The 20633-nt window shown below is 69.8% G+C and carries 20 protein-coding genes; 12 read left to right on the top strand and 8 right to left on the bottom strand.

Features of this window, described 5'->3' with window-relative positions; all coding sequences use genetic code 11:
* Window positions 1–33: 33 nt before the first annotated feature.
* Window positions 34–627, bottom strand: coding sequence for a lytic polysaccharide monooxygenase auxiliary activity family 9 protein (locus tag HNR20_RS26940; RefSeq protein WP_221309931.1), 594 nt, complete (start codon window positions 625–627; stop codon window positions 34–36).
* Window positions 628–920: 293 nt separating this feature from the next.
* Window positions 921–1502 carry a hypothetical protein gene (locus tag HNR20_RS26935; protein WP_184185340.1) on the bottom strand — a complete coding sequence of 194 codons (582 nt, stop codon included), beginning with the start codon at window positions 1500–1502 and terminating at the stop codon, window positions 921–923.
* Window positions 1503–1987: 485 nt separating this feature from the next.
* Here HNR20_RS26935 and HNR20_RS26930 point away from each other — a divergent pair, with 485 nt between their 5' ends.
* Window positions 1988–3232 (top strand): PQQ-dependent sugar dehydrogenase, encoded by a 1245-nt coding sequence (locus tag HNR20_RS26930; protein WP_184185337.1) that lies wholly within the window; start codon window positions 1988–1990, stop codon window positions 3230–3232.
* Between the two features lie 122 nt (window positions 3233–3354).
* Window positions 3355–4710, top strand: coding sequence for a carbohydrate-binding protein (locus tag HNR20_RS26925; RefSeq protein ID WP_184185334.1), 1356 nt, complete (start codon window positions 3355–3357; stop codon window positions 4708–4710).
* Between the two features lie 87 nt (window positions 4711–4797).
* Here the strand turns inward: HNR20_RS26925 and HNR20_RS26920 are convergent, their stop codons facing one another.
* The 6 genes from HNR20_RS26920 to uraD all read right to left on the bottom strand — a co-directional run bounded on the left by HNR20_RS26920 (window position 4798) and on the right by uraD (window position 9900).
* A complete protein-coding gene (locus tag HNR20_RS26920) occupies window positions 4798–5391 on the bottom strand; it encodes a nucleotidyltransferase family protein (protein WP_184185331.1) in 594 nt (197 codons plus the stop codon).
* A 68-nt stretch (window positions 5392–5459) separates the two neighbouring features.
* Complete coding sequence (allB, locus tag HNR20_RS26915) at window positions 5460–6806, bottom strand: allantoinase AllB (protein ID WP_184185328.1); 1347 nt, start codon at window positions 6804–6806, stop codon at window positions 5460–5462.
* Window positions 6779–8143: an 8-oxoguanine deaminase gene (locus HNR20_RS26910; protein WP_229687288.1), complete on the bottom strand. Its 1365-nt coding sequence runs from the start codon at window positions 8141–8143 to the stop codon at window positions 6779–6781. The genes allB and HNR20_RS26910 overlap by 28 nt, the downstream gene beginning before the upstream one ends.
* Window positions 8140–9042 carry a factor-independent urate hydroxylase gene (gene pucL / locus HNR20_RS26905; RefSeq protein WP_184185325.1) on the bottom strand — a complete coding sequence of 301 codons (903 nt, stop codon included), beginning with the start codon at window positions 9040–9042 and terminating at the stop codon, window positions 8140–8142. Before pucL ends, HNR20_RS26910 begins: the two co-directional genes overlap by 4 nt.
* A gap of 1 nt (window position 9043) precedes the next feature.
* On the bottom strand, window positions 9044–9424 hold the full coding sequence (uraH, locus tag HNR20_RS26900) for a hydroxyisourate hydrolase (RefSeq protein ID WP_221309930.1): 381 nt from the start codon (window positions 9422–9424) through the stop codon (window positions 9044–9046).
* Window positions 9421–9900: a 2-oxo-4-hydroxy-4-carboxy-5-ureidoimidazoline decarboxylase gene (uraD, locus tag HNR20_RS26895; protein ID WP_184185322.1), complete on the bottom strand. Its 480-nt coding sequence runs from the start codon at window positions 9898–9900 to the stop codon at window positions 9421–9423. The genes uraH and uraD overlap by 4 nt, the downstream gene beginning before the upstream one ends.
* A 344-nt stretch (window positions 9901–10244) precedes the next feature.
* Here uraD and HNR20_RS26890 point away from each other — a divergent pair, with 344 nt between their 5' ends.
* The 10 genes from HNR20_RS26890 (at window position 10245) to HNR20_RS26850 (ending at window position 20625) form a co-directional block, all read left to right on the top strand.
* A complete protein-coding gene (locus HNR20_RS26890; protein WP_229687290.1) occupies window positions 10245–11804 on the top strand; it encodes an argininosuccinate lyase in 1560 nt (519 codons plus the stop codon).
* Complete coding sequence (locus HNR20_RS26885) at window positions 11746–12771, top strand: GHMP family kinase ATP-binding protein (RefSeq protein ID WP_229687291.1); 1026 nt, start codon at window positions 11746–11748, stop codon at window positions 12769–12771. The genes HNR20_RS26890 and HNR20_RS26885 overlap by 59 nt, the downstream gene beginning before the upstream one ends.
* Complete coding sequence (locus HNR20_RS31950) at window positions 12753–13781, top strand: PLP-dependent cysteine synthase family protein (RefSeq protein ID WP_221309929.1); 1029 nt, start codon at window positions 12753–12755, stop codon at window positions 13779–13781. Before HNR20_RS26885 ends, HNR20_RS31950 begins: the two co-directional genes overlap by 19 nt.
* Complete coding sequence (locus HNR20_RS31945) at window positions 13778–15004, top strand: ATP-grasp domain-containing protein (RefSeq protein WP_221309928.1); 1227 nt, start codon at window positions 13778–13780, stop codon at window positions 15002–15004. The genes HNR20_RS31950 and HNR20_RS31945 overlap by 4 nt, the downstream gene beginning before the upstream one ends.
* A complete protein-coding gene (locus HNR20_RS26875) occupies window positions 15001–16077 on the top strand; it encodes a GntG family PLP-dependent aldolase (RefSeq protein WP_184185316.1) in 1077 nt (358 codons plus the stop codon). Before HNR20_RS31945 ends, HNR20_RS26875 begins: the two co-directional genes overlap by 4 nt.
* Window positions 16078–16737, top strand: a complete 660-nt coding sequence (locus HNR20_RS26870; RefSeq protein WP_184185313.1) for an LOG family protein — start codon at window positions 16078–16080, stop codon at window positions 16735–16737.
* Window positions 16738–16756: 19 nt separating this feature from the next.
* Window positions 16757–18025: a Zn-dependent hydrolase gene (locus tag HNR20_RS26865; RefSeq protein ID WP_184185309.1), complete on the top strand. Its 1269-nt coding sequence runs from the start codon at window positions 16757–16759 to the stop codon at window positions 18023–18025.
* A complete protein-coding gene (locus HNR20_RS26860) occupies window positions 18022–18783 on the top strand; it encodes a thioesterase II family protein (RefSeq protein ID WP_184185306.1) in 762 nt (253 codons plus the stop codon). Before HNR20_RS26865 ends, HNR20_RS26860 begins: the two co-directional genes overlap by 4 nt.
* A gap of 106 nt (window positions 18784–18889) precedes the next feature.
* Window positions 18890–20215: an MFS transporter gene (locus HNR20_RS26855; protein WP_184185303.1), complete on the top strand. Its 1326-nt coding sequence runs from the start codon at window positions 18890–18892 to the stop codon at window positions 20213–20215.
* A 197-nt stretch (window positions 20216–20412) separates the two neighbouring features.
* The gene (locus HNR20_RS26850) at window positions 20413–20625 is read left to right on the top strand and encodes an MbtH family protein (RefSeq protein ID WP_184185301.1); all 213 of its coding nucleotides are present in this window, start codon (window positions 20413–20415) and stop codon (window positions 20623–20625) included.
* The last annotated feature ends 8 nt before the right edge of the window (window positions 20626–20633 follow it).

The raw sequence follows: 20633 nt of genomic DNA, 5'->3' as shown, positions 1-20633 counted from the left end.
CCGGAGTAGCGCCGCGGCTGCCGGTCTTGCCGATCAGGTGACGTTGATGTCGCTGCACCACATGTAGGTCTGGTCCATGTGCGACGCCTTCCAGATCACGAACAGGACGTGGCCACCGCTGCGGCCAGACACCGAGACGTTGAACGAGATGTTCTGCGCCGGCGCGTAGCGCCCGGTCGTCGCGATCAAGTCGATGTTGCCCCACCCGACCTGCTGGGTAGCCCGATTGAACCCCTGCTTGGTGACGTAGACCCGGAAGTAGTCAGCGCCGTGGCTGGCCTGGTCGTACATCTGGACCGTGAAGTTGGAGCTGACGTTGGTCGCCTTCCATGCTCCGGGCTGGTTCACTGTGCCGTTCCTGGAGAGGGCGTTGCTGCACAGCTGTCCGTCCGGAGTGCGGGCTTGGAACTGGCCGCCGAGGCCGTCGCGCAGCTGGCTCATCCAGTTCCACATGGTGTCGGGGTTGGCCTGGAACGCCTGCCAACACATGGGGTCCTGCTGCTGCATGGCGGGGTTCATGTGCTGGTTGCCCCAGGTCTTCCAGCACTGGTAGGCGCGACTCGCCGGGTTGATGACGGTGCCGTGGGCCTGGGCTGCGCCGACCGAGGGCAGCATACCGACCACCATGGCGAACAGCAGGACGAGCGCCTGGACGGACCTTCGGACGGTTGACCGGGATCGTCCGCCGGATTGATCGGACTTGGGTGAACGCACTGTTCATCCTCCATTCTTCGGTACGAGAGATCGATATGGGAACGCTCCCACCCAACTGTTACATCTATGAACTTAAATATCAATGCTGATCTATCTATGGTCGGATCGGGATCGAACTGACCGAGATCGCCGCTGATCCGACGCTGGATCAACGACGGGTCTGCCCGCAGCGCGGTCCACAGTCGCGGCGTCGCCGCACGGCGAGGTCAAAGCCCGGCTGCGGCGTCGTACCGGCGGCGCTGATCGGCCATTTCCGAGTCGGTCAGCGCCTCCTTGAGCGCCAACTCCTCGTACTTGTCCGGGAACATCTCTCGCAGCCGGTCGACGAACCTGACGTCGGCGGTCGCCTCGACCACCTGGATGCCCGGAGGCTGGGTGGACATGTCCATGATCACTGGACCGGCCAGCTTGACCGCCACGTCCCAGGGGCGCTTCGGTTCGGCCACCCCGCAGAGGTGGAAGCCATAAACCGTCTGGACGTCGGCGAGGACGGTGACCTCGGCCGGCTCGTAACCGTAGACGCGGACCCCGCAGATCACTGCCGGCTTCTTTTCCTCGGTGGCCACCTGCTGGGCACTGTGTCCGGCGTGGTTGTGCTGCCCCGGGTCCGCCTGTTCGAGCGTGGTGCGCATCCGGGCCAGGATCTGCCCTTGCAGATCCGCCGGCTCCGACTCCGGGCCGGCCCGGTTGACCAGTACGACCGTGCCGGCCGACACCACCAGCAGGATCACCGCCACCCACACGAAGCGGTTTCGGTACCAACCCGCGAAACTCGCTCGGGAAATCATGATTGCTTCTCACCTCGTCGCCGGTTCTGGTGCGCTGGCAGACCGAATCGGATGTCCCCGGCGCGTCAGACGTCGAGCGCGTCGGTCCGTCGGGGACACACATCGGGGGATACGTACGGCGGGCGAGGATGCCTGGACGGCAGAAGGCCCGTCGTCATGGACATGGCCCGGCGATGCGGCGTGCGAGCGTCCGCCAAAGCGGCGCGCTGCCGGCACTGCGATGCTCCCGTGCTGGCCGTTCTCAGCACGGTTGCCCCCGCACTGCGGCTTATGTGACCCATTCCAACACGCCCGGATCCGCCCTGGCAACATCGACGAGCCTCAACATGGATTCGGTCCGCCCACTCTCTCGGCACCGGCCGGGGTGGCTCCTCCCCTGGCTGGAGGGCGGCAGGACCGCATGCTGGACATCAGTGAAAGTCAATGTATTGTGGGAACGCTCCCAAATCTCGTCCCCCCACTCCACCTGCTCGAGGAGCTGAAACATGTCGCGATGGCGTTGTCGCCCGGCCATCATGCTGGCCGGGCTGCTCGGTTTGGCCCTGTCTGCTTCTCTGTTGCCACCGGCGCCGGTGGCCGGCACCGCCGCGGCCGGCACATCCCACAGCCGCGCTGCGCCACTGGCTGAGCTGACCGTGGTATCCGAACAGGTGGCCTTCGGCTTGCAGCGTCCGATCGCGATCACCGGGCTGCCGGACGGCCGGATGCTGATCGCGGAGAAGAACGGCACGGTCCGCGCCTACCACCCCGACACCGGCTTGGCGGCCGAGCCGGTGCTCGACCTGACCGCCCGGATCGACACGTCGGACAACGAGCGCGGTCTCCTCGGCATCACGCCTGCGCCGAACTTCGCGCGGACCGGGATCCTCTACGTGGCCTACACGAGCCTACCGGCCGGCGCGCTGACCCTGGCGCGAGTGCCCATCGGCGCTCCTGAGCGGGTGCAGGTGCTGCTCACCCAGGAGCACGCCGAGTACGGCAACCACAATGGTGGGCAGGTCGCGTTCGGCCGCGACGGCTACCTCTACTGGTCCCTCGGCGACGGCGGCCACACGAACGACCCGTTCAAGACAGGTCAGAACCTCGGCACCCTGCTCGGCAAGATCCTGCGGATCGAGGTCAACCGCGCCTGCGGGGCAAAGCCCTACTGCGTGCCCTCCGACAACCCGTTCGTCCGTACGCCGGGCGCGCGGCCGGAAATCTGGGTCTACGGGCTCCGCAACCCGTGGCGATTCTCCATCGACCAGGTCGACGGCTCACTGTGGATCGGCGATGTCGGCCAGGGCCTGGTCGAGGAGGTCAACCACATCCGCCCGTCGCAGCGCGGAGCGAACCTCGGCTGGTCCTGCCGAGAGGGCACCCCGGTCTTCGACCCGGGGCAATGCCGACCGGGCGTGCGATACACCGACCCGGTCTTCGAGTACGACCACTACCTCACGGAGAACTGCTCGGTGACCGGCGGCGTGGTGTACCGAGGGTCCGCCACCCCGGAGGCGTGGGGGACCTACATCGCGAGCGACTACTGCTCGACCCTCGCGTTCGCCGTGCGTCCGAAACCCAGGGGCGGCTACGAGTCCGCCACGATCGGCAACTTTCCCACCCAGCCGACCGCGTTCGGCACCGACGTGCACGGCGAGCTGTACGTGCTCAGTGACCTCCCGGGATGGCTCAGCCGGGTGCGGTTCGAGCGGGTCCAGCCAACCCCCAGCGGCGGAGCGGCGAACCGCTGAACCTCGCGGGCGGCGCTCCACACTCCCCCAACTTCCCGGGATCTGTAAACAACCCTTGATATTAAGCTTCACGAACGTCAATATGTGGAGGTCACGGGTCGCCGAAGCCTGGGGAGTGAGCCATGAGGAGCCGTCGGATTTTCGCAGTGGTGGCCGGGGCGGCGATGGCCGTCACGGCCGCCGTCGCCTTCGTCCCCAGCAGCATGGCGGCCGTGTCCTCGGCCAACGCCGTCCCGATGGTCGCCTGCACCGCCCCGGGCTGGGCCGAGGGCATCACCTACCAGGCAGGCACCCAGGTCACCTACGGCGGCCGGCTCTACCAGGCTCTGGTCACCCACACCGCGCACCCCGGAGCCGGCTGGAACCCCGCCGCGACCCCGTCGCTGTGGCGTGACCTGGGCGCGTGCTCGGGAAGCACTCCGCCGCCCACCACGCCACCACCGACGACCCCGCCGCCCACCACGCCTCCGCCCACCACGCCACCACCGACCACACCTCCCCCCACCACGCCGCCGCCCACCGGCGGGACCTGCGCGGTGAAGTCGCGGCCCGCCGGCAAGGTGTTGCAGGGCTACTGGGAGAACTGGGACGGCGCCTCCAACGGCGTACACCCCGGACTCGGCTGGATCCCGATCACCGACAGCCGACTCAACCAGCACGGCTACAACGTGATCAATGCGGCGTTCCCGGTGATCCGCGCGGACGGCACGGTCCTCTGGGAGAACGGCATGGACGCTGGCGTGAAGGTGGCCACCCCGGCCGAGATGTGCCAGGCCAAAGCGGCCGGCGCCACCATCCTGATGTCGATCGGCGGGGCCGCCGCGGGCATCGACCTGAGCTCCGCCGCGGTCGCCGACCGGTTCATCGCGACGATCGTGCCGATCCTGACGGCCTACCACTTCGACGGCATCGACATCGACATCGAGACCGGCCTCACCGGCAGCGGCAACATCAACACCCTGTCGACGTCGCAGGCCAACCTGATCCGGATCATCGACGGCGTGCTGGCCCGGATGCCGTCGAACTTCGGCCTGACCATGGCACCGGAGACGGCCTACGTCACCGGCGGCAGTGTGGTCTACGGCTCGATCTGGGGCTCGTACCTGCCGATCATCAAGAAGTACGTGGACAACGGCCGGCTCTGGTGGCTGAACATGCAGTACTACAACGGCAGCATGTACGGCTGCTCCGGCGACTCGTACCCGGCGGGCACCGTGCAGGGCTTCACGGTGCAGACGCAGTGCCTGAACAACGGCCTCACCATCCAGGGCACCACCATCCGCGTGCCGTACGACAAGCAGGTCCCGGGCCTGCCGGCGCAGAACGGGGCGGGCGGCGGCTACATGTCGACGTCGTTGGTCACGCAGGCCTGGAACTCCGTGCCCGGCCTCAAGGGTCTGATGACCTGGTCGGCGAACTGGGACGGGTCGAAGGGGTGGACCTTCGGCGACAACGTGAAACGCCTGCAGGGCCGCTGACGGGTGCTGGCGCCGGGCGTACCGTCAGCCGGCTTTGCGGCGGGCGCGGGCCCGGCGCTTCAGAGGGGTCGGCACCGTAACCGCGACTCAGTCGTCTGCTTCGGCGGGGTTGTCCCGTGGAACGTCGAGGTCGGTGCCGTCCGCGATGTCCTCGCAGGGCACGTGGGTCACCAGATCGGCATGCGCGGTGAGGTAGCGGCGCGCGCCCACGTCGCCGACCGCCATGGCCGATACCGCTGGCCAGTGGTCGCGCCCGAGCAGGACCGGATGCCCGGGCTGGCCGTGGTACGTGGCGACCGCCAGCCCGGTGCGGTCGCCGAGTCCGCGCAAACGCCGGACCGCGGCTGCGGTGACGCCGGGTGTGTCGACCAGTAGCACGGCGACCGCGTCCACCGGGATCGCCGTCAGTGCGGTCAGCCCGGCCCGCAGCGACGACCCCATGCCGGTGTGCCACTCGGGATTGTCCGTCACCGTCGCGCCGGACAGGTCGGTACGAGACCGTACCTGCTGCGCCGCCGCGCCCAACACCACGACGACGGGGTCGCAGGCCGCGTCGCGCAGCGTTGCGAGGCCACGCTCGACCAGCCGGCGACCGTCGACCACGACCAGTGCCTTCGGCATCCCGTACCGGCGCCCCGCGCCGCCCGCCAACAGGAGCCCAGCGATCCGGGGTTCGCTCACGCTACCGAGCGTAGGTGATCCGCGCGGTGCCGGGGCGCTGCGCCGGACGTCCGTGGGGCGGTCGCGGGTCACGCCGGAACGCCGGCCCGCGCCGTCAGCAGGCGCCCCCCGCCCGGGCGCGACGGCGATCCCGCGAGCCACGTACGCCGTACCACCCCGGTCAGCGTCATCCCGGCGTACGGGGTGAGGGCGTGGCGCTGACGCAGTCGCCGCGGGTCAACGGTGAAGCGTTCACGCGGCGCGAACCACACGAGGTCGGCCCGGTAACCCACGGCGATGCGCCCACGACCAGGGATGCGGGCAATGCGAGCGGGCGCGTCGGCCATCCACCGCGTGACGTCGGACAGGCCGAATCCGCGCCGCTGGGCATGGGTCCACACCAACGCCAGGGTGAGTTCCAGCGAGGCGATGCCACCCCAGGCGGCGTTGAAGTTGCCCGTGCCGGTGTGTTTCATCGCCGGCGGGCACGGCGAGTGGTCCGAGACGACGCAGTCGATGGCGCCGCTCGCCAGCGCCTCCCACAGGCCCTCCTGCTGGCGGGCGTCGCGGATCGGCGGGCAGCACTTGAACTCGGTCGCGCCGTCGGGGATCGTCTCGGCGGTGAGGGTCAGGTAGTGCGGGCAGGTCTCGACGGTCAGCGCGGCTCCAGCCCTCTTGGCCGATGCGATCGTCGGGACCGCATCGGCACTGGACAGGTGGACGATGTGCGTCCGGGTGCCGAGCTGCATTGCCAGGCGGGCGGTCAGCGCCACCGCGCGGACCTCCGCCGAGGCGGGCCGCGACGCGAGGAAGTCGGCGTACGAGGTGCTGTCCACCCCTGGACGCAGGTCGCTGCTGTCCTCGGCGTGCACCAGCAGCAGGCTGTCCACGGCTCGTACCTCACGCATGCAGGTCGCCAGTTCGCGCGGGTTGAGCGCGGGAAACTCCGGCACGCCGCTGTCGACCAGGAAACACTTCAGCCCGAACACTCCGGCGTCGACCAGATCGTTCAGCTTGCCGAGGTTCCCTGGAACGGCACCGCCCCAGAACCCGACGTCGATGGCGCACCGCTCCCGGGCGAGGGCCCGTTTACGGTCCAGCGCATCTGCCGTGGTGGTGGGCGGTAGGGCGTTCAGCGGCATGTCGAGCAGGGTCGTGATGCCGCCCGCCGCTGCGGCGGCCGTCGCCGTCTCGAAACCCTCCCAGTGCGTACGCCCCGGTTCGTTGACGTGCACGTGCGAGTCGACCAGGCCGGGTAGCAGGGCGTCCCGGCCGATGTCCACGTCGTCGATCGCCGCCAGGCGAGCGTCCCGGTCGGTGATGACCGCGATGGTGCCGCCGACGACCCCCACCGCTGCGGGTCGCTCCCCGGACGGCGTCACCACGCGGTCGGATCGGACGACCAGGTCTAGTGCCTGGTCGCGAGGCGCCGGCATGACTCCTCCAAGCCCTTGGTGAGTTGGGTGATGTCCGCGGTCTGCAACTCGCCGTCGACGACGACCTCCCGCCCGTGCACGAGCAGCCGGGCCAGCCCTGCGGGAGGGCCGAAGACGAGCGCGGCTACGGGATCGGCGATACCGGCGTGGCCCAGGGTGTCCAGACGCCACAGGGCGATGTCCGCCAGCTTGCCGACCTCCAGCGAACCGATCTCGTCTTGCCGCCCCAGGCAGTGCGCACCGCCCATGGTCCCCATCCGCAGCGCATCCCGGGCGGACATCGCCGTTGGCCCGCCATCCAGGCGTGCCGAGTACATCGCTTGACGTAGCTCGGCGACGAGAAGTCCGGATTCCTGGGACGCGGGACCGTCCACGCCCAAGCCGACCGCGATACCAGCGTCCAGCATCCGGCGCACCGGCGCGATGCCCGCGCCCAGCCGTGCGTTCGAGCTCGGGCAGTGCGCGACCGCCACCCCCTCTTTCGCCATCGTTTCGATCGCGTCATCGGACAGATGTACGCCATGGGCGAGCCACACGTCGTCGGCGAGCCATCCCAGGCGCTCCAGATAGCGGACCGGTGTCACACCGAACTTGTCCTTGCAGTAGTGCTCCTCCTGAATGGTCTCGGCAAGGTGCGTGTGCAGCCGAACACCCATGTCGCGCGCCAGCGCCGCGCTCTCCGCCATGAGCTGGGCACTGACGGAGAAGGGCGAGCAGGGCGCGATCGCGACGCGCACCATCGCCCCGGGACTGGGATCGTGGAAGTCGGAGACGGCCTGCTTCATCGCGCTGAGGCAGTCGTGGGTGTTCTCGACGAGCTCGTCCGGCGGGAGCCCGCCGCGTGAGTGCCCCAGGTCTATCGCGCCGCGGCACAGGTGCAGTCGCAGGCCGATTCGCCCGGCCTCGGCCACCTCGGCTGCCAGCAGGTCCCCGACCCGGTCGGGGAAGATGTAGGGGTGGTCGGCGGAGGTCGTGCAGCCCGACAGCGCCAGCCAGGCGAGACCGGCCGCGGTCGTGTCCCGTACGAGGTCGACGTCGATGGATGCCCACATCGGGTACAGCGACGTCAACCAGCCAAAGAGGTCGTGGTCCTGGGCCAATCCTCGTGTCGCCCACTGGTACAGGTGGTGATGAACGTTCACCAGGCCGGGGGTGGCCAAGCATCCTCGGCCGTCGATCCGAGTCACGTCTGCCCGCATCGGCAACGGTCCGGGGCCGATCTTGGCGATGCGACCATTCTCGACGACCATGTGACCGTACTCGTATTCGGTGCCGGACCCGTTCACCGTCGCTATCGCGCAGCCCTCGATCGCCAGTGGCCGGCTCGCCCCGGTCACCACGGCCACCCTTCCGCGGCGGTCCAGGCGGGGTCGCTCGCCGCCATGCCGTCGGTGTCGTTGCGAGTCACCGTTCCTTCGATGACCCCGTGGGGTTGCGCCGAGGCCACGTACACGCGCTGGGCCTTCTCCTCGACGACGCCCTGCAGCCCGTACAGGCTGAGCGCGGGCAGGTGGTGCACGTTGCTGAGGGACAGGTGAACGCGGGCGATGTCGGGGCAGTCCGTCAGCACCCGCTCGCCCATCACCAACAGCGTCTGCTGCAGCGAGGTGCTGTAGGTGTCGACGAAGGCGGAGGTCATCGACTCGCGCGCGGTCGCGTACTCGTCATCCCAGTCGGTGCCGTCGAGCGAGCGGCGCACCCAGCGGGCCCGGACCCGGCTGGCGAGGATGCGGTCGCTGGCCTCCGGCAGCGTGGTGTACCGGTCGCGGCGAAAGCCGCGAAACTCGGAGCCGGTGGTGTTCAGCAGCATGAGGCCGTCGATCCCGGCGCAGACCGAGGCGCCCGACCGGGTGGCAGAGACCGTGGCCGTGCGGCGCGCAGATTCCGCGGCCGTGAACGAGTGACGTTCACCAAGGCGGTTCCAGGCGTGCTGTACGAGGTGGACCTGGGCGCACTCCACCTCCGGATTGCCCGCGAGGAAATGGCGCCCCAACGCCAGCCCGAACTCCTCGACCGGCTCGGGCCCACGCTCAGCGGCAAGCGCGTACACGGCGTTCTTCTGGCTGTCGGTGGGCAGCAGCGTCGTGTTTTCACCGCTGCGGTACGCCCCCTCGAACGCGCCACTGAGGGCGACGTGGACGGTGAGATCCGTCAGCCGATGCTGGTCGTCGGTGCGATCCACCGCGACGAGCCGAATCTCGGCCTTGCCGTACCGGTTCTGGGTGAGGATAGCCATGTCAGCTCCCTAGATACGTGGAGTAGGAGTAAGGGCTCAGCAGGATCGGCACGTGGTAGTGCGGCAGCGACTCCAGCCGTATCTGGATGGTGATCTCGGGATAGAACGTGGGGCGACTTGTCGCCTCGAAATAGGCGCCGCTGTCGGCCACCAGCCGGTAGGTGCCCGGCCCCACCGGGGCGGACCAGGTGGTGATGCGGCCGTCGCTGCCCGTGACGCCCGTGCAGACCAGCGACCAGTCGGGCGGATCATGCCGCTCCAGACGGATCTCCACGCCGACGGCGGGGCGGCCCAGGGCCAGGTCGAGTATGTGTGTGGTCAGGGAGGTCGTCGGGCCCGCGATGGCCGCGAGGCGCGGCGAGTCCACCAGAGAGTCCGTCACGGCGTCACCACTTCGGTCAGCCTTCGCTTCATGATCTTGTTGAGTTCCTCTGCGACGACGCTTCGCTCGCGGTCCGGGTCGTTGCGGAGCCGCTCCCCCAGCCGATCGAGGATCTCCTCGCCGGACAGGCCGGCCGCGCTGACGAGGAAGACATGCCCGAAGCGGGCCTCGTACGCCTCGTTGGCCACCGTCATCGACGTGTCGCCCACCCCGGCCTGTTCGTCCCGTGACATGCGGTCGGCGGCGTCGTCGCCCCGGGGTGGGCTGCCAATGCGTGGGTGAGCCTGTAGCGCCTGGTGGATGTCGGGCCAACCCAGCCCGGCGAGGATGGCCGACGCGGCGTCGGCCAGCTGCTCGACGGAGGTGAAGGGCCGGCGACGGCAGACCTCAGCGTGCCAGCGGGTGGTCTGACAGCACGTTGCCAGTACCGCCGACGCAGCGTCGACAGGCATGGCATTGAAGGTTGCCAGCGGCACCCGTGTCGTCATCGAAGCCATGGGTCGATTCCGTCCCTCCCTGGGGTGCCCCGCAGATCCTCGACAGGCGCGGCCGTCACTGCACGGATCCGCGGGACACCCCTAGCTGATCGTTCGCGGGCAGTCTTTGCACCTCTGCTATCGCGCGGCTCTCGCCCCGCTGTTGCCCGTTCGACCACCGCTGCGGTAAGCGGACGGCGACCAGGCGAGCCAGACCGGGCGGGTCCGGTCGGCGCATCGCCCGTGATAGCGCGCCGAAGGGTGGCCGATACCGCCATGGCGAACGGTCGGCCTGCAGGAGATCAGCGACAGACCGACGCGCTTCTCCAGAAGGGAGCTGAGGGGTGACATCCCAGCAGGCCGCGGTGATGACCGGCCGTGTCGCGCTCGGACCGAGCGCCATCGTGCATGAAGAAGTCCTCGACCCGCAGTTCCGCTACGACCTTGTCCACTACTTGCCGCACTACATAGCGAGCGAGAAGGTGCTCCTGCTGGAGTACCGCCGGCTGGGCATCCTCGACGCCGGGGTCTGCCGAGACATTGGCGCCGCGTTGAGCGCCGTCACCCCGGGTGACCTCGTCGCGGATCCGACGGCCAACCTTTCCGACCTGGCGTTCGCCATCGAACGCCAGGTGTCGTCGGTCGTTACTGGCAAGCGGGCCACGGCCTGGCACGTCGACCGCAGCCGCAACGACCTGCAGGCCACCGCGCAGCTCCTCGCGGCTCGCGCCGAGATCGTCCGGTTGGTGCGATCCCTGCTGGACTGTGCCGCCGCCGCGACCCGCCTGGCCGACCGGTACAGCGATGACCCGATGCCGGGCTACACGCACCTGCAACCGGCTCAGGTCATCACCGCCGGCTTCTACTTCGGTGCGCTCGCCGAGCACATCCTGACCACTCTGCAGCTCCTGGAGCAGCTCTACGCGCGGATCGACCAGTCCCCGCTCGGCAGCGGTGCGATGGCGGGCCAGGACCTGCCATGGGACCGCGCTCGCATGGCGAACCTGCTCGGCCTGCGCGCACCGGTGCCGCACGCGCTCGTCGGCGTGGCCGGCCGTCTGTGGCAGTTGGAACTGGCAGGCACCTGCTCGACGTTCGGCGTGGTGCTCAGCCGCTTCGTCACCGACCTGATGATGTGGTGCGGCGCCGAGTACGGCTACTTCGAACTGCCTGACGAGCTCGCCGGGATCTCGTCAGCGATGCCGCAGAAGAAGAACTATCCGATCCTGGAGCGCATCCGGGGCCGCACGGCGCACCTGACCTCGTGGTACGTCGACGTCGCCCTGGCCCAGCGGTCCACCCCGTACAGCAACACCGTCGAAGTGTCCAAGGAGGCCGCTGCCGGCCAGGCTGTCGCCCTGTCCGGGCTGCGGGGCACCCTGCGGCTGCTCACCGCCGTACTGGACAACCTGCGCCTCGACCGGGGACGGGCGCTCGGGCGGAGCCGTGAGGAACACCTGGGCGCCTTCGCTCTGGCCAACGACCTCACCCTCCGCCACGGGGTGCCGTGGCGCTGCGCTCAGGTCCTGACCGGCCGCTACATCAGCGCGTTGATCGCCGACGGCAGACCGCCGGGCGAGGGGGACGCGAGCCTGCTTCGGCGGCTCGCGGCCGAAGACGGCTACGACATTCCCGACGCCGAGCGGATCCTCGCCGACGTGGCCGACCCCGTGGCTCTCCTGTCCCGCAAGACGTCCACCGGCTCCGCCAACCCGGTCCACGTCCGTGCCCTGCTGGACGGGCAGCGCGGCCGAGTGACCGAGGCGACGAAGGCCTGGACACAGCATGAGGCCGCCGCCGCCATGGCGGTCGACAGCGTCGACTCCGAGCTCGGGCTGCCCACCGGTGAGCCCCGCCCGTCCTACTTCAACGACCTCTGCCCAACCAGCCATGGTGAAGGGTGATGACGCGATGACCGAAAGTCCTCTCGCTCTCGCGCCGATCGCGTCGGAGCGCGCGCATCCGCAGGTCGGCACTGGCACGGCGCACGGCACGTTCGGCGAGTTGCTGCAGGGAGTCCTTCCCGACGACGTCGACTTCCTCGTCACGCTCCCGATCCAGCGCGGAGTGCGGGTACGCGTCATCCTCGACCCCGAAGCCACCGAGCTGACCGTCTCGCCGGCGGGCAAGACCAAGTCCCTGCTCCTGGCCCGCAGCCTGCTTCGGTCGCTGGGCCACCACGGCGGCGGCCACCTGATCATCTCCAGCGACCTCCCTGTCGGGAAGGGGCTGGCCAGTTCCTCGGCCGACTTGGTCGCCGTCGCCCGCGCGGTCGGTCAGGCGCTCGGCCAGCCCCTCGGGCCTCAGGACATCGAGGCGTTGCTGCGCGAGATCGAACCCTCCGACGGAATCATGTACTCCGACGTGGTGGCGTTCCGCCACCGGGAGGTGCGGCTGCACCGGCGGCTGGGACCGCTGCCGCCATTGACCATCGTCGGCCTCGACGAAGGCGGCGAGATCGACACGGTTCAGTTCAACCGGCTGCCCAAGCCCTTCCAACCGCGCGACAAGTGCGAGTACGCCGAGCTTCTGGACCAGATCTCGCAGGCCATGCTGCTCGGGGACGTCGCGGAAATCGGGCGGGTGGCCACCCGCAGCGCCGAGATGAACCAACGACTGCACCCCAAGAAGACGCTGCCGGCGATGGTCAGTCTCTGTAGAGCGGCCGACGGCCTTGGCGTGGTGGTGGCGCACAGCGGCACGGCCGTCGGGATCTTGCTGTCGCCCGACGAGCCCGACTACGACGAGCGTCTGCGACTGGTACACCGCGGTTGCGCCGCGCTACGACCCACCGTCTGGATCGACCAGGTCCACTGTCCTCGCGAGCCCTACCAGATCATGGAGAAGGCGACATGGCCCCCACGGATGTGATCGACGCCATCGGCCACACGCCCTTGGTCAGACTGCGGCTGGGCGAGACCTCGGGGGTGGCTGTCTACGCCAAGCTCGAGATGCAGAACCTCTTCGCGATGAAGGATCGGGTGGCACGCCGCATCATCCTCGCGGCGCGCGAGAGCGGGGAACTCAAGCCCGACGCGCCCATAGTCGAGAGTTCATCGGGTTCGATGGCGATGGGTGTCGCCCTGGTCGGCAGGGCGCTGGGCCACGAGGTGCACATCGTCACCGACCCACGGATCGACCAGATCACGCTGGCGAAGCTGCACTCGCTCGGCTGCGAGGTGCACATCGTGCCGGCGATGACGAGCGGCGGCTGGCAGAGTGCGCGGCTGGAACTGCTCGACGACCTGCTCACCCGGCTGCCCGGCGCGTTCTGGCCGCAGCAGTACAGCAATCCCGACAATCCGCTGTCCTACACGACGCTCGCCGCCGAGTTGCTCGGCGAGCTCGACCGCGTGGATGTGCTCGTGGCGTCGGTCGGCAGCGGCGGCTCGTCCTGCGGGACGGTTCGCGCGCTGCGGGAGGTCGGAGAAACCGTCCGCGCCATCGGCGTCGACAGCGTCGGCAGCATGCTGTTCCATCAGCCCGACCGGGCCGGCCGCCTGCAGAGCGGGCTCGGCAACAGCCTGATGCCGGCCAACCTCGACCACTCCGTCTTCGACGAGGTGCACTGGCTCAACGACCACGAGGCGTTCTCCGCCACCCGCCGGTTGGCGCAGGAGCAGCAGATCTTCGCCGGGAACACGTCCGGGTCGGTGTACTGCGTCCTGCGCCACCTCGCCCGGACCGCTGAGCCCGGCAGCACCGTCCTCGGTGTGTTCCCCGACCGCGGCGACCGCTACTGGGAGAGCGTCTACAGCGACGAGTACTGGCGACGTACCGGCCTGGACAGCCAGCCGATCGCCGAGGAGCCTGCCCGGGTCACCTACGGGACACCCGTGCACTCCTGGTCGTGCAGCTACCCAGGGGGGAGGCCGGCGTGAAACGCATCGTCTTCATCGAATCGAACACGACCGGCAGTGGCATGGTGGCACTCCGGCGGGCCCACGAACTGGGCTGGCTGCCGTGCTTCGTCACCCGCTCGCCGGGCCGATACCCGCAGCTCGCGGAGATCCCGCACGACCTGCTGATCTGCGACACGAACACGCCCAGCCAGCTCTCCACGGCCATCGCCGCGCGCTGGCCGGAGGGGATCGTCGGGGTGACCACCACCAGCGAGTTCTACCTGCCCGCGGTGGCCCGGGTGGCGGCCGAGCTCGGCCTGCCCGGCAACCCGTGGGAGGTCATGGTCACCTGCCGGGACAAGGCCGCGGTCCGCCGCGTCCTCGACCACCACGGCGTCGGGCAGCCGGCGTACGTCGTCGTCGGCTCGCCCGCCGAGGCCGACCGGGCGGTGGCGCGACTGGGCCTGCCGTGCGTCGTGAAGCCGGTGGACGGCTCCGGATCGCAGGGCGTGCTGCTGTGCCACGACACCGGCGAGGTCCGCCATCAGGTGTCGGACATCCTGGCCAGCAAGACCAATGTTCGCGGCCAGCCCGCGCCGCGCGTCGTGCTGCTGGAGCAGTACGTCACGGGTCCGGAGTTCAGCGTCGAGACCTTCAGCGACGCCGGCAGTGTCACCTGCGTCGGTATCACGGCGAAGACCGTGGGGTCGCCGCCGTCGTTCGTCGAGGCACGCCACATCTATCCGGCACCACTGCCAGCCGGTGTCGCCGACGAGCTGGCCGCCACGGTCGAGCGCGCGCTCAAGGCGCTCGGCTTCGAGCAGGGCCCGGCACACACCGAGGTTCGCTGGACGACGAACGGTCCCGCGATCATCGAGGTCAACGCCCGCCTCGCCGGTGGGATGATCCCGGAGCTGGTACGGCTCGCGACCGGCGTGGATCTGCTGACACAGCAACTGCACGTGGCCACTGGACGGCCGGTCGAGCTGACTGCCCGGCGCCGCGGCGTCACCGGTATCCACTTCATCACGGCGCCGGAGCGCGGCGTCCTGCGAGCAATCGACGGCCTGCACCGAGCGCGGAGCGTGGGCGGCGTGCAGCAGGTCCACCTGACCGTCGAGGCCGGCCAGGCGGTGGCGCCGCCACGCGATGCGTACGGCCGCGTCGGCTTCGTCATTGCCAAGGGCAGATCGGCCGCGACAGTCGAGCGGATTCTCGACCGCGCCGTCGCCGAGATCGCGTGGGAGGTAGAGCCGGAATGATCGAGCTGCGCAGTGACACCTTCACCGTCCCGACCCCGAAGATGCGCAAGGCGATGGCGGCCGCGCCGGTCGGCGACGACGTGTACGGCGAGGACCCGACGGTACGCCGTCTCGAGGAGGTCGCCGCCGACCTGCTCGGCAAGGAGAGCGCCTGTCTGATGCCGAGCGGGACGATGGCCAACCTCGCGGCCCTCCTGGCGCAGGCGCCGCGCGGTTCCACCGCGATCGTCGGGGCGGAGTCCGACATCTACGTCTACGAGGCCGCCGGCGCCTCGGTGTGCGGCGGCATCGGGTATCTGCCGGTGTCCGTCGAAGCCGACGGATCGCTTCGAATGGCCGAACTGGTCGACGCGCTGTCGATCGACCAGGACGATCCCCAGTTCGCCCGCCCCGCCGTGATCTGTCTGGAGGACACCCAGAACCGCCGGTGCGGCGCCGTCGTGCCGCAAGATCACCTGGGAGCGGTGTACGCGCAGGCCCGCCACCACGGCGTCGCGGTGCACCTGGACGGCGCCCGCCTGTTCAACGCCGCCGTGGCCGCCGGGCGGCCCGCCGCCGAGCTGGCCCGTGGGGCCGACACGGTGCAGGTGTGCCTCTCCAAGGGGTTGTCCGCGCCGATCGGCTCAATGCTCGCCGGGCGGGCGGACGCCGTGGCCAACGCCCGCCGGGCCCGCAAGATGCTCGGCGGCGGCATGCGCCAGGCCGGCGTCATCGCCGCCGCCGGGCTCATCGCCCTGACGGAGATGACCGACCGGCTCGCCGACGACCACGCCCTGGCGCGCCGCCTCGCCGACGGACTGGCCACCGTGAGCGATCTCGTGGTGGAGAACCCGCGTCCGCAGACCAACATCGTCATGTTCCGCGCCGCCGATCCTCGTCTCTCCTGGCAGTCGATCGTGCGCGAGGCGGCGTCGCTGGGACTGCGGGTCGGGGAACTGGGCCACGGGCGCATCCGCGCCGTGACCCACCGAGGCGTCACCCGCGAGCAGATCGACCAATCTGTCGAGATCCTCTCCCAGGCCGTCCGCCGGGCGCTCGCGGCGTCGAGTACCCGCCAACCGACAGGAGCGTGAATGACACACATGCAGCACTCGCCCACCCTCTCCGTGTGCGTCTTCTGCGGAGCCCGACCGGGCGTCAGCCCGGCGATGACCCGAGCGGCCGAGGAGGTCGGCCGCCTGATCGGCGAGCGAGGCCACCGGCTCGTCTACGGCGGCGGCGGTAGCGGGCTGATGGGCTCGGTGGCGTGGTCCGCGTTCCACGCTGGCGCGCCGATCACCGGCGTGATCCCGGCGTTCCTCGCCGAACGCGAGCGGTCGATCGCGGCCCCACCGCAGTCGGTGGAGCTGAGCCACACGATGAACGATCGCAAGCAGAGCATGCTCGGGCACGCGGACGTCTTCCTCGCGCTGGCCGGCGGCTACGGCACCCTCGACGAGGTACTCGACGTGCTGTCGCTGCGCTACCTCGGGATGCTCCGCAAGCCGATCGTCCTCCTCGACGTCGAGGGCTGCTGGGACCAGCTCGAAAACCTGGTCGCCGACGTCCACGTGCGCGGTTACGCGCAGAACAGCCTCGAACCGCTCTACGAGGTCCGCACCACGCCGACCAGCGCGCTGTCCACCCTGGAGCACCAGTGGTCGGCCACGTTCGCGAACCCGGCAGCCACCCGTGCCGTACCCGTGGGGTCCATCGACCCCGCCGGCCGCCGCCTGGCGGTCGAGCCGCTGTGACCCACCGAAGGAGATCGCAATGACCGCAGCACTGACCAAGAACGTCGCTCGGGTGAACGCCGAGCGGCTGCTGGCGACGATGGCGGAAATGTCCCGGTTCGGCGCGCAGCCCAACGGCGGCATCACCCGCCCGGGCTTCTCGGAGCCGGAGCGGAAGGCTCGCGACCACCTCGCCCGGCGCGCCACTGAGCAAGGCTTTCTCAGCACGGTGGACGCGGCCGGCAATCTGATCATCCGGCGCCCCGGCGCCGATCCGACCAAGCCCACCCTCATGCTGGGCTCGCACCTCGACAGCGTGACCAACGGCGGTCAGTTCGACGGTACGTACGGCGTCGTGGCGGCCCTGGAGGTGCTGAGGCAGCTCACCGCCGAAGGGCGAACCGGCTGGCTGGAGCCGGTCGTCGTCGCCTTCAGCAACGAGGAGGGCGCGAAGTTCCCGTACCCCTTCTTCGGCTCTCGGGCGGTGGTGGGCCAGTCGGCGCTGCCGTCCAATGTCACCCACGGCGCCCGCGAGGAGCTGGCGATCGAGCTGCGGCTCAGCGGCGGCGACATCGACCGGCAGGAGTCCGCCCGCTGGCCCACGCCGATCGGGGCGTACCTGGAGGTACACATCGAGCAGGGGCCGACGTTGGAGCGCGCGGGGGTACCGATCGGCGTCGTCGACACCATCAACGGACGCACGATCGTCGAGATCGAGATCCGCGGGCGGCAGGCGCACGCCGGCACCACCCCGATGAACCAGCGGGCGGACGCGCTCGCCACGGCGGCCCGGGTGATTCTCGTCATCGAGCGCGCCGCCCGCGAACAACGGCTGTGCTCGGTCTCCACGGTCGGCAACGCCTCGGTCACGCCGGGAGAGGCCAACGTGGTCGCCGGCGAGGTCCACCTCACGGCGGAGATCCGCGACTCCAACCGTGGCCGACTGCGCCGCGCGGAGGCGGCGATCCGGGCCGAGCTGGACACGTTCCGGGTCAGCGAGGCGACCCTGGTCCACATCGACGTCACCATGCGGACCGATCCGGTGGCCGCCGACGCCACGGTCAGCTCGGTCATCCGGGAGGCCGCCAGTTCGCTCGAGCTGGAACACCTGGTGCTGTCCAGCGGCGCCGGCCACGACGCCCAGATCATCGCCGCGGAGGCGCCGATCGGCATGATCTTCGTGCCCAGTCGCGGCGGCGTCAGCCACGCGCCCGAGGAGTACACCGATGACGAGGACCTGGTGCACGGAGCCAATGTCCTGCTGCAGTCGGCTATCTTGCTGATGGAGCAGGAAGGACTGCAGGGATGACCGGCAATGTCGCGACCAAGAGTCTGTGGCTGGTCAACCGCAGACCGGTCCCGCACGCCAAGGCGACTCTGATCTGCTTCCCGTTCGCGGGTGCGGGCGCCTCGGCGTACAGCGGCTGGCCCCGGCGGTTTCCGGATTCGGTACAGGTCTTGGCCGTACAGCTGCCGGGGCGGGAGAACCGCCTGGGCGAGGACCCGCTGGACGACCTCGACGCGATCGTCGACGCGGTCGCACCCGAGATCGCCCCGTACACGGACGGCCGTTACTTCCTGTTCGGCCACAGCATGGGTGCGCTCCTCGCGTACGAGGTGGCGCGCCGGTTGCGCGACAACGGCCGGCCCGAGCCGCAGGCGCTGATCGTGTCCGGCCGACGGGCGCCGCACCTGCCCTCGTCCCTGCCGCCGATCCGGCACCTGCCCATGGCGGATCTGATCGAGACGGTCCGCCGGTTCGATGGCACACCGCCGGCCGTCTTCGACGATCCGGAGCTAGTCGAGCTGCTCCTGCCGGCGCTGCGGGCGGACTTCGCCGTCTCGGAGACGTACGCCCATGCCCGCAACGGCGGTCCGCTGACCGCGCCGATGGTGGCGTTGTCGGGATCCGCCGACACGCTCTGCACCGTTGACGACGTCGACCGGTGGCGGGAGCACACGACGGGTCCCTTCCGGCACCACACCTTCCCCGGCGGCCACTTCTTCGTCCGGGAACAGACGAACGCCGTCCTGGACGCCGTCACACCACTGCTCGGACTCGGCTGAGCGGCTCGCAGACAAACGCACCCTGATCGCAACCGGGAGAGCCTCGTTGTAGAACATGCACTGGGATGTATGTGTGCTCACCCTCTCGATCCCCTGGAGGCCCTGAATGACAGCCCGCGGACTGCTCGCCAACCGCGATGCCCGGCTCTACCTGATCGGCCAGACCCTGTCGCTGCTCGGCGACAGCGCCATGTGGCTGGCCTGCGGCATCTGGGTCAAGACGCTGACAGGCAGCAGCGCCGCGGCCGGACTGACGTTCCTGTTCTTCAGCCTGCCGACGCTACTGGCCCCGCTGAGCGGCCTACTGGTCGACCGGGTGCGCCGCCGACCCCTGCTGGTGGCGGCAAACCTCGCCGGCGCCCTGGTCGTCGCACCACTGTTGCTGGTGAGCGACAGCGGCGACGTCTGGCTCATCTACACCGTGATGCTGCTCTACGGTTGGCTCAACGTGCTGGTGGCGCCCGCGCAGTCCGCGCTGTTGTCCACCCTGCTCCCCACCGAGCTGCGACCCAGCGCCAACGCCGCGCTGCGGACCGCCCAGGAGGGTCTTCGCATCGTCGCCCCGCTCGCCGGCGCCGGACTCTTCACGCTGGTGGGTGGACAGCTGGTCGTCCTACTGGACATGGTGACGTTCCTGGCCGCGGCGGCCTGTACAGCCGCGCTGTCGCTACGTGAACCCAAGCCCACCCGCACCGCCCACGACCTCACGGGCGGGGCGGTCAGGCCCACAAAGGCGGGGCGGCTGACCGCGTTCGGCCGCGACCTCGGCGCGGGCTTCCACTTCCTGCTGGCGAACAAGACCCTGCGCGGCGTCACGATCGGCACCGCGGTGGCCACCCTGGTGATCGGCTTCAGCGACTCCGCAAACTACGCCGTGGTCGACGGACTTCGTCAGGTACCCGAGTTCCTCGGCGTGCTGCAGATGGTCCAGGGCGTCGGGGCCATCGTCGGCGGGCTAACCGCGACCTGGGTGATGCGGCGGTTCGGCGAGATCAAGGTCGCCGCGGCAGGCGTCGCGTTCTTCGCCCTCGGCCCGCTGTTCATGACCATCGCGTTCCTGCCCGCGGCCCTCGCCGGCAAGGTGTTGTGCGGTATCGGGCTGCCGTGGATGGCCATCGCCATCCTCACACTGTTCCAACGGGTCTCCCCCAACCACCTGCAAGGCCGCGTCTTCAGCGCGCTGGAGGTGCTCACCTCCGCGCCACACATCATGTCCATCGGCGTCGGCGCGGCGCTCATCGCGTCCTTCGACTACCGGCTCGTACTCGGCGCGGAGGGCCTCGTGCTGCTGCTGTCGGGGTGGGTGCTGTTCGGTCTGGCCCGCGCCGGGGGCGCCCTCGCGCCGCCGCCCGACGAGCCGGGCCCGGCCGCACCCCAGCCACCCCCGCAGGCAACCACCGCGACGGTGGTGGCCGTCAAGGACCCCGCCTAGCAGCTGTCGGGGCGCCACACCGGAGGGCGGGAACGCGTCGCGTTCCCGCCCTCCTACGTGGCGTGCGCCCCTCCCGCCTGCCGGGCGTCGCCCGTGGCGACCGGGCGGGAAAGGCGGTCGAAAGGCCGGCGAAAGCGTCGACCGCCAGCCTCGCAGACAACCAAGCAGGGCCGCCTCGACGGCTCTCGGAGGCTGCGATGGGAGAAGACGTGTCCGAGCAGGAACAGCACTACACCGTCGTGGTCAACGACGAGGAACAGTACTCGATCTGGCCAACCGGCCGGACCGTACCGCCCGGCTGGAAAAGCACCGGCGTGGAAGGCACCAAGCAGGTCTGCCTCGACCACATCGAACAGGTGTGGACCGACATGCGACCCCTCAGCCTGCGCCAACAGATGACCGCGGCCTGAGCGGCCGG

Source organism: Micromonospora parathelypteridis (assembly GCF_014201145.1).
Taxonomy (GTDB): Bacteria; Actinomycetota; Actinomycetes; order Mycobacteriales; family Micromonosporaceae; genus Micromonospora; species Micromonospora parathelypteridis.
The sequence above is the reverse complement of the archived record's forward strand: the minus strand, read 5'-3'. Positions and strand labels throughout refer to the sequence as shown.

Excerpts from the sequence above, each read along its gene's own strand:
- HNR20_RS26870 (WP_184185313.1), top strand. The coding sequence starts at position 16,078 with ATGACACACATGCAGCACTCGCCCACCCTCTCCGTGTGCGTCTTCTGC.
- HNR20_RS26925 (WP_184185334.1), top strand. The coding sequence starts at position 3,355 with ATGAGGAGCCGTCGGATTTTCGCAGTGGTGGCCGGGGCGGCGATGGCC.
- HNR20_RS26930 (WP_184185337.1), top strand. The coding sequence starts at position 1,988 with ATGTCGCGATGGCGTTGTCGCCCGGCCATCATGCTGGCCGGGCTGCTC.
- HNR20_RS26860 (WP_184185306.1), top strand. The coding sequence starts at position 18,022 with ATGACCGGCAATGTCGCGACCAAGAGTCTGTGGCTGGTCAACCGCAGA.
- allB (WP_184185328.1), bottom strand. The coding sequence starts at position 6,806 with ATGCCGGCGCCTCGCGACCAGGCACTAGACCTGGTCGTCCGATCCGAC.
- HNR20_RS26850 (WP_184185301.1), top strand. The coding sequence starts at position 20,413 with ATGGGAGAAGACGTGTCCGAGCAGGAACAGCACTACACCGTCGTGGTC.
- pucL (WP_184185325.1), bottom strand. The coding sequence starts at position 9,042 with ATGGCTATCCTCACCCAGAACCGGTACGGCAAGGCCGAGATTCGGCTC.
- HNR20_RS26855 (WP_184185303.1), top strand. The coding sequence starts at position 18,890 with ATGACAGCCCGCGGACTGCTCGCCAACCGCGATGCCCGGCTCTACCTG.
- HNR20_RS26940 (WP_221309931.1), bottom strand. The coding sequence starts at position 627 with ATGGTGGTCGGTATGCTGCCCTCGGTCGGCGCAGCCCAGGCCCACGGC.
- HNR20_RS26865 (WP_184185309.1), top strand. The coding sequence starts at position 16,757 with ATGACCGCAGCACTGACCAAGAACGTCGCTCGGGTGAACGCCGAGCGG.
- HNR20_RS26935 (WP_184185340.1), bottom strand. The coding sequence starts at position 1,502 with ATGATTTCCCGAGCGAGTTTCGCGGGTTGGTACCGAAACCGCTTCGTG.
- HNR20_RS26875 (WP_184185316.1), top strand. The coding sequence starts at position 15,001 with ATGATCGAGCTGCGCAGTGACACCTTCACCGTCCCGACCCCGAAGATG.
- HNR20_RS31950 (WP_221309929.1), top strand. The coding sequence starts at position 12,753 with ATGGCCCCCACGGATGTGATCGACGCCATCGGCCACACGCCCTTGGTC.